The organism is Candidatus Omnitrophota bacterium (assembly GCA_041650805.1).
Lineage (GTDB): Bacteria > Omnitrophota > Gorgyraeia > 2-01-FULL-45-10 > 2-01-FULL-45-10 > JBAZKM01.
On record JBAZKM010000012.1, the window covers coordinates 54,670 to 61,824 of the forward strand.

At 48.9% G+C, this 7,155-nt stretch carries 7 protein-coding genes; all 7 read left to right on the forward strand.

The genetic code is table 11. The features are described from left to right. The first annotated feature begins 119 nt into the window (after positions 1-119). The 7 genes from WC515_08060 (at position 120) to hflX (ending at position 6,871) form a co-directional block, all read left to right on the forward strand. A complete protein-coding gene (locus WC515_08060; GenBank protein ID MFA5147314.1) occupies positions 120-437 on the forward strand; it encodes a hypothetical protein in 318 nt (105 codons plus the stop codon). Beyond that, positions 418-1,101: a GSU2403 family nucleotidyltransferase fold protein gene (locus tag WC515_08065; GenBank protein ID MFA5147315.1), complete on the forward strand. Its 684-nt coding sequence runs from the start codon at positions 418-420 to the stop codon at positions 1,099-1,101. Before WC515_08060 ends, WC515_08065 begins: the two co-directional genes overlap by 20 nt. A 95-nt stretch (positions 1,102-1,196) precedes the next feature. Further along, positions 1,197-2,204, forward strand: a complete 1,008-nt coding sequence (locus tag WC515_08070; protein ID MFA5147316.1) for a hypothetical protein — start codon at positions 1,197-1,199, stop codon at positions 2,202-2,204. A gap of 382 nt (positions 2,205-2,586) precedes the next feature. Then, positions 2,587-3,918: a tRNA (N6-isopentenyl adenosine(37)-C2)-methylthiotransferase MiaB gene (miaB, locus tag WC515_08075; protein MFA5147317.1), complete on the forward strand. Its 1,332-nt coding sequence runs from the start codon at positions 2,587-2,589 to the stop codon at positions 3,916-3,918. Beyond that, positions 3,915-4,664: an SPOR domain-containing protein gene (locus tag WC515_08080; GenBank protein ID MFA5147318.1), complete on the forward strand. Its 750-nt coding sequence runs from the start codon at positions 3,915-3,917 to the stop codon at positions 4,662-4,664. The genes miaB and WC515_08080 overlap by 4 nt, the downstream gene beginning before the upstream one ends. Next, positions 4,648-5,616, forward strand: a complete 969-nt coding sequence (gene miaA / locus WC515_08085; GenBank protein MFA5147319.1) for a tRNA (adenosine(37)-N6)-dimethylallyltransferase MiaA — start codon at positions 4,648-4,650, stop codon at positions 5,614-5,616. Before WC515_08080 ends, miaA begins: the two co-directional genes overlap by 17 nt. Positions 5,617-5,632: 16 nt before the next feature. Then, complete coding sequence (hflX, locus tag WC515_08090; protein MFA5147320.1) at positions 5,633-6,871, forward strand: GTPase HflX; 1,239 nt, start codon at positions 5,633-5,635, stop codon at positions 6,869-6,871. The last annotated feature ends 284 nt before the right edge of the window (positions 6,872-7,155 follow it).

The window sequence follows — 7,155 nt, forward strand, 5'->3', positions numbered from 1 at the left end:
ATTGGTAATTCACATGTTTGTATAGTAACTTTTTATTTGACAGAAGTTACCATACAATATACAATACTCTATAGTTTGTATGATAACTATTTATATGTAAATCCAACGAAGAGGGCGATATGGCGGCGATAAAAGGCGTGATGAGGGAAGAGCTTGCAAACTCTCTCCAGATGAAAAAAGACTACGAGAGAGAATTGGCAAAATTGCCCAAGGGGAGCCTTATAAAAAAGAAAATCAAGGGGCATGAATATTATTACCTCTTAGTGCGTGAAGCCGGCAAGGTAAAGATGAAATATAAAGGCAAGGTATCTGATGATGTCATACAGAAATACAAGGAGGTTAAGGAGTACAGGGCAAAATATAGAAAGTTATTATCTCAAGTAAAGAAGCAGATCAGATTCTTAAAAGGAGCTTTACGTGGAAAAGAAGCAGTATGAATTATGCCTTGCAGTTTTGCGTCGCTTGCGTGATGCCAGCGTGCTGGATGGCATGATAATGATTGGCAGCTGGTGTATCCCTTTCTATGAGGGGTATTTTGCAGAAGTTAAATATCGTAAAACAATCAGAACAAGGGATGTGGATTTTTTAATCCCGTCTCCCAGTAGTTTCAAAAAAGATGTTAATTTGCCGGAATTGCTTAAAGATCTCGGCTTTGTAACCGGATATAAAGGATCTAAGGGTTACATAAAGTTAGAGCATCCGGAACTGATGGTGGAGTTTTTAGTGCCGGAAAGAGGTAAGGGAACGGATGCTCCAATTCAAATACCGCGTTTGGGTATAAATGCAACTGCCTTACGGTATCTTCATTTCTTGTCTGATAATACTATAAAGGTTAAGGTTGACGATTTCTATCTTACCTTGCCGCATCCCGCCAATTTTGCACTTCATAAGTTGATTATTTTTCAACGCAGACTCAAAGAAGAGAAAGCAGATAAAGATAGAAGCGCCGCTATAGAGATATTAAACGCTTTGGCTTCTAAAGGAGATGCTGATTTAGTCAAAGAGGTTTTTGATTCAATGCCGCATAAATGGCAGATGAAAATTATGAATGCCTTGGCGGAAGCCATGGCAATAGATATACAGAAGATGCTGCAAGTATAAACATACCATCAGGCTATTCCCAATTAAGATGGCGTCTAGGATTAAGAAGGAGTCGGACGTAATTGAAAAGTAGCTTATGTTAGTTGATAAATATTATGCCTAAAAAAAATAGAATTTCAAAAACCTTGAATCGCAAATTAAAAGATTTAGAAGCGCATCTGCATTTTTTAAAAGAATCTTTAGCAAAGTTAGCGACTGGCGATAATGCCTATATTAAATCTTTGGCAGCGGAATTAAGGGTTTTGGTTTGCGAGTCAAGCAGAACAGAAGGATTATTATGGAGATTGATAGATGAAATGCATTTATCCGATGATGTACATGTTCATCTTGCTGGCAATGTAGATCATAATCACTCTCTTAGCAAAGGGCTGGATTTTTTATTCATTCCTATATTTCGTGCTGGGTATGGTGACCCAAAGCTTCCTTCAGCACAATATTCTTTAAAAATGATTATTAAAGAATGCGAAGCTATTGTGGTTGCCGGAGAGGGACATAGTCACGAAAAGCTGATTCGTAATGTAGCTGAACAAATGGGATCTGCCCATGAAGATGATGGTGTAGAGCCACATTTAGTCGAACTCGAAGGGACTGTTATATCTAATCAAGTGGCTCTCGATATGGTTTTAATGTCCGAAGCCGATCTCGTATTAGAAATAGGTGAGAGAGTGCTTGCTATGGCAAAGCAAAATATCGGATTCGAAAGAACAAGCCGTCCAAGGGTAGTAATGCCGGATCTTAAAATTAAATATGATTCAGATGCGAAACATATGGATTTTGAGGGCAATGATAACGCTTTACCTTCAGAGGGATCAATAGTTTTTCAAATCAATCACCCTCATCCAGATTGGTGCACCAACAAAGATGTTTACGACTTTGGATTATTGAAAAAAGGACCTTTGTCTATTCATTTAATTAAACATTCAGATAAATCTATGGAAATATCAATAGATGGTCTTGCAGGGGCTGTTATTACAACTAGAAAATTAATACCGACAGGTACGAGACCAGGAGTAATGGTTGCTTTTACATGGAAAACAGGTGAGATTGTGTTTTATTTAAATGGTGAGTATGTAGATACTATTCAATATCAAAAACATGATTAATAATATGAGTTATATTCCTCAAGCATGGTCTAATTCATATAACTTATTGAAACCATATGACTAAGCCTAGTGTGTACATAAAAACCTTCGGTTGTCAGATATGAAAAATATGGTGAAGGTAACGCAGACGTCTAAACGGCCCAAAATTCTCTCGCCACTGACAACCAAAAGTTCAAGACATGAAAAGAATAGTAAAGTCAGTGCCGGCTTCTAAGCGGCGGTCCAATTTCTCGTCGGTGTCAACTCCGAATCCTAAACGGCCCAAAATTCTCTCGCCACTAACGGAGCCGAATTTTAAAACGTGTCCAAAAAATCTGTCGCTCCTTCGGGAGCTCCACATTTTTTGGACTAAAATTCGGCATGACAACCAAAAGTTCAGGCCATGAAAAGAATATACATTAGAACTTTTGGTTGTCAAATGAACATCCGCGACTCGGAGTTCGTGGCGGGACTGCTGCTTGAGGACGGGTTCGCGTTTGCCGATTCTATGGATAAGGCGGACGTCATCCTCTTCAATTCCTGCTCGGTGAGGAAGCATGCCGAAGACCGTTTATTCAGCAATATCGCGGACCTGAAGAAGCTGAAGAAGAGAAGGCCGGATATCGTCATAGGGCTCATCGGCTGTACCGCCCAGAAGTATATGGAGAAGGCGCTTGAAAGGAGCGCTCTCATCGATCTCGTATGCGGCCCGGGCAACGAATGGGAACTGCCGCATATCATAAGGGGGGTGCTCGATGACAGGTGCACGATAATAGCGGCCGATAAGGTGAATACGGCGAGGCCGGAGCTCTTTCCCGGCTACCGGGAGCACAGGTTCAAATCCTATGTATCGATAATGGAAGGGTGCGATAACTATTGTTCGTACTGCATAGTCCCGTACGTCAGGGGGCGCGAGCGTTCACGGGAAGAGAAGTCGATATTAAGAGAGGTCAGGGTGCTGGCGGATGCCGGGTGTAAGGAGATAACGCTCTTGGGGCAGAATGTGAATTCGTACAAAAGTCCACGGTCCACGGTCCACGGTCCACGGTCAGGATGCGGTTTTGTACGGTTGCTCGAAGAGTTGAATAAGGTGGAAGGTATCGAGAGGATACGGTTCATGACGAGCCATCCGAAGGACGCGTCGGTTAAACTATTTGAGGCGATGCGTGGCCTCGATAAGGTATGCGAGCACCTGCACCTTCCGCTCCAATCCGGCTCCGACAGGGTACTGCGGGCCATGAACAGGAGATACACCGCCAAAAGGTATGCCGGGCTGATAGACGAATATAGGCGGCTCGTCCCGGGAGGTAGCGTTACCACAGATATCATAGTCGGATTCCCTTCTGAAACGGAGAGAGATTTTAAAAAGACGGTCTCCATGGTGAAGGGGATAGGTTTCGACGGCGCGTACATCTTCAAGTACTCCCCCCGTCCGCCCGCAAGATCGGCGGGGCTGAAAGACGATGTGCCTCTGGAGACGAAGGCGAGGCGGCTCCAGGAGCTCCTGGGCCTGCAGTGTGAAATATCGGCCTTGCGCAATGCCCCGCTTGATGGTAAAGTAGTCGAGGTGTTGGTGGACGGCGAGAGCGATAAGTCGGCTCAATTCCTTGCCGGCAGGACAAGGACCAACAAGGTTGTCGTTTTCAAGGGTAAGGGGCCTCTTGTCGGCAAGCTGGTGGATGTCAGGATAGAGGTGACGGCACCTCACACGTTGAAAGGGAGATTGGCGGAATGAAAAAGGATCAAGGACGTTTTATCTTTTATGCCATCCTTCTTGCGTTTGTGACGGGTTTCGCGATCCGAGCATATGCAAGCGAGCCGAGCATCACAAGGGCAGAGAAGTTCTTTCTCGAGGGGAGATACGACAGGACGATCTCCGAGCTCGATATGCTGATAGATTCGAGGTCATCCTCGAGGAGCGAGGCCTACTACCTTAAAGGGTTGGCCCTTCTAAAGCTGAAGAGGTTCGGCGAAGCGAGGGAAAATTTTTTCAAGGTCACATCGCGGTTCATGAGCTCGCGGAATGTCTTCGATGCCTATCTAGGCATAGGAGATTCTTATTTCCTCGAGGGTAATACCGAAGCGGCCGTGCAGGCCTATAAAGATATACTTAAGAAGTACCCGGGAGATAAGAATATATCGATCGTCAAAGGCCGCCTGGAAGATTGTTACAGGGCCGCCCCGCAGATCGCGGGTAATACCCCTCCGGCCGTTAAGGCGGTCTCATCCTCCGGTGTGGAGAACCGTTTTTCTGTACAGGTCGGATCTTTTAAAAAGAGGACGAACGCCGTACGGCTGGCGGATAAGCTTAAGGCAAAAGGGTATGACAGTTATGTGGAGACCTCTGCCGACCCGTCATCCACCTTCTACAGGGTCAAGGTCGGGAGGTACGTATCCGGCGGCGAAGCGAAGTCGGCCGCATCCAGGCTGAAAGGCCTCGGTTACCCCACGAAGATCTGCACAGATGAATTGTGCCGGTAAGAAACCCACCGTAATTTTTATCGTAGGCCCCACCGCCTCAGGCAAGACCGTCCTCTCAATAAAGCTGGCAGCGCATATTCGCGGTGAGATCATATCCTGTGACTCCATGCAGGTCTACCGCGGCATGGAGATATTGAGCCAGGCGCCGGCCGTTCCCGAGAGGCGGCGAGTGGCTCATCATCTGGTCGGGTTCCTCTCTCCGGAGAAGGAATGGAGTGCCGCGCTCTTCAGGACTAAGGCGCGCCGCCTCATAGCATCCGCTGTACGGCGCCGCAGGGTCCCCATAGTAGCGGGAGGCAGCGGCCTCTACGTAAAGGCGCTCATAGACGGCCTCTTCCCGTCCCCGGAAGCGGACCCCGCTTTCAGGAAAAGGATGAATGCGGCCGTCCTGAAATACGGGAGCGGAAAATTACACGCCGAGCTCTCCGGTATAGATCCGGACGCCGCCGCGCGGATACACCCGAATGACGCAAGGCGCATAATAAGGGCCCTGGAGGTTTACCGATCCACCGGGAAGACGATGACCGAGATGAAGGCGCGTACGATGGGGTTGGGCGATAAATATCGTATAAAGATATTCGGCCTGACGATGCCGCGGGCGAAGCTGTACGCGCGCATAAATGCGCGCGTCGAAAAGATCCTTGCAGACGGGGCGGTATGGGAGGTCGAGAGGCTCCGGGATAAGGACCTGAGCAAAACGGCTAAGGCGATCCTCGGCCTGAAAGAGATAACGGCCTTCATAGACGGCGAATATGATCTCGACACGGCCGGGGAGCTCCTCGGCAGGAATACGCGCCATTTCGCCAAACGTCAACTCTCCTGGTTCAGGGCCGACCGGCGGATCAGGTGGTTCGATGTGAGCCGGACGCCCGAACGTGTAATTGTGAGGAAGATAATAAAAGAGATAAAGTCACCCGTAAAAGCTTCTACCGGTGACCTGGTGACTTTGTGACCTGGTGACATGATTTATGGAACGCGCGATAACGATAACCGTTGATCTTGGAGGGCGTGACGGATGGACCGCGGAAGAGCGCTCCGCCGAACTGAAGGAGCTTGCCTCGTCCGCCGGGGCCAGGGTCATAAGGGAAGAGATAGTCCGCCGGCACGAGCCGTCGCCCTCGCATTTCATAGGCACCGGCAAGGCGGAGGAGATCGCGGACAGGTGCGCGGATGAAGGCATAGATCTGGTGATCTTCAATAATGACCTTACGGGAAGCCAGCAGAAGAACCTTGAAGAGGCCATCGGGGTAAAGACGATAGACCGTACACAGCTCATCCTGGACATATTCGCCCGGCGCGCCCATTCTAACGAAGGGAAGATCCAGGTCGAGCTGGCCCAGCTTCTATACCTGCTCCCGCGGCTTACAGGGAAGGGCATATACCTGTCGCGCCTGGGAGGCGGGATAGGGACGAGAGGTCCCGGCGAACAGAAGCTCGAGATCGACAGGCGGAGGATATGGACGAGGATAACTAAACTTAAGAAGGACCTCGAGGACCTGAGCAGGCGGCGCGCCATGATGCGTAAGAATAGGGGCCGTTTTTCGATCCTGACCATCGCTATAATAGGATATACCAATGTCGGCAAGTCGACGCTCCTCAATGCCCTCACCGATTCGGATGTCATCGTGCAGGACAAGCTCTTCTCTACGCTCGACCCTACGGTGCGCAAGTTCGTCCTGCCTAACAGACAGAGGGTCCTCTTTGTAGACACGGTAGGTTTTCTCGACCGCCTTCCTCATCACCTCATAGAGGCATTCAAGGCGACGCTGGAGGAGGTCATAGAGGCGGACATACTTCTCCATATCATAGATATAAGCCACCCGAAGGCCGCCGAACAGGCCAGCGCCGTATATAAGGTGCTGGAAGAGATCGGCGCCCACGATAAGCCGGTCATGACGGTCCTCAACAAGATCGACAAGGTAGAGAACGAAGTCGTCATAGAGAAGGCGCGTTCTTATTTTAACGATCCTGTCGTCGCCTCGGCACTGCAGAGGAAAGGGTTCGATGAGCTTGTGGGGCGGATAATGGTCCATGCGCGCGCATTGACGGCCCCCGTCAAAGTGACAATACCCGCCTCCGACGCCAGAAGATTGAACCTAATCTACGAGAACGGCCTCGTCACCCGCAAGGAGTATAAGGGCGACAGTGTCTACATCGAGGCCGAACTCCCTCTCCGTGTCAAAGAGATGCTCGAAAGGAAGGATTAAATTTTTCGTCTCCACCCCTCAGGCGTTTACTTTTGTGCCCGCCTTCCGCTTGTCGCAAATTTGGATTAGGCATCCAAATTTGCTGTCCCAAAATTTTGATGGCCGATGAACCTGGTTACAAGGAAAGCGATTGTCCAGTTTCATCGTCCGTTCTGTATCGCCCCAAGGTACCCCGAACAATCTGAAAGATTGTTCGGGACCAGTCCTGCTAAATTCTTTGAATTTAGCAGGGTCAAAATTTTGAAGAGTCGCTCCAGGCGGGCACGAAAAGTTCCGCCTGCGCC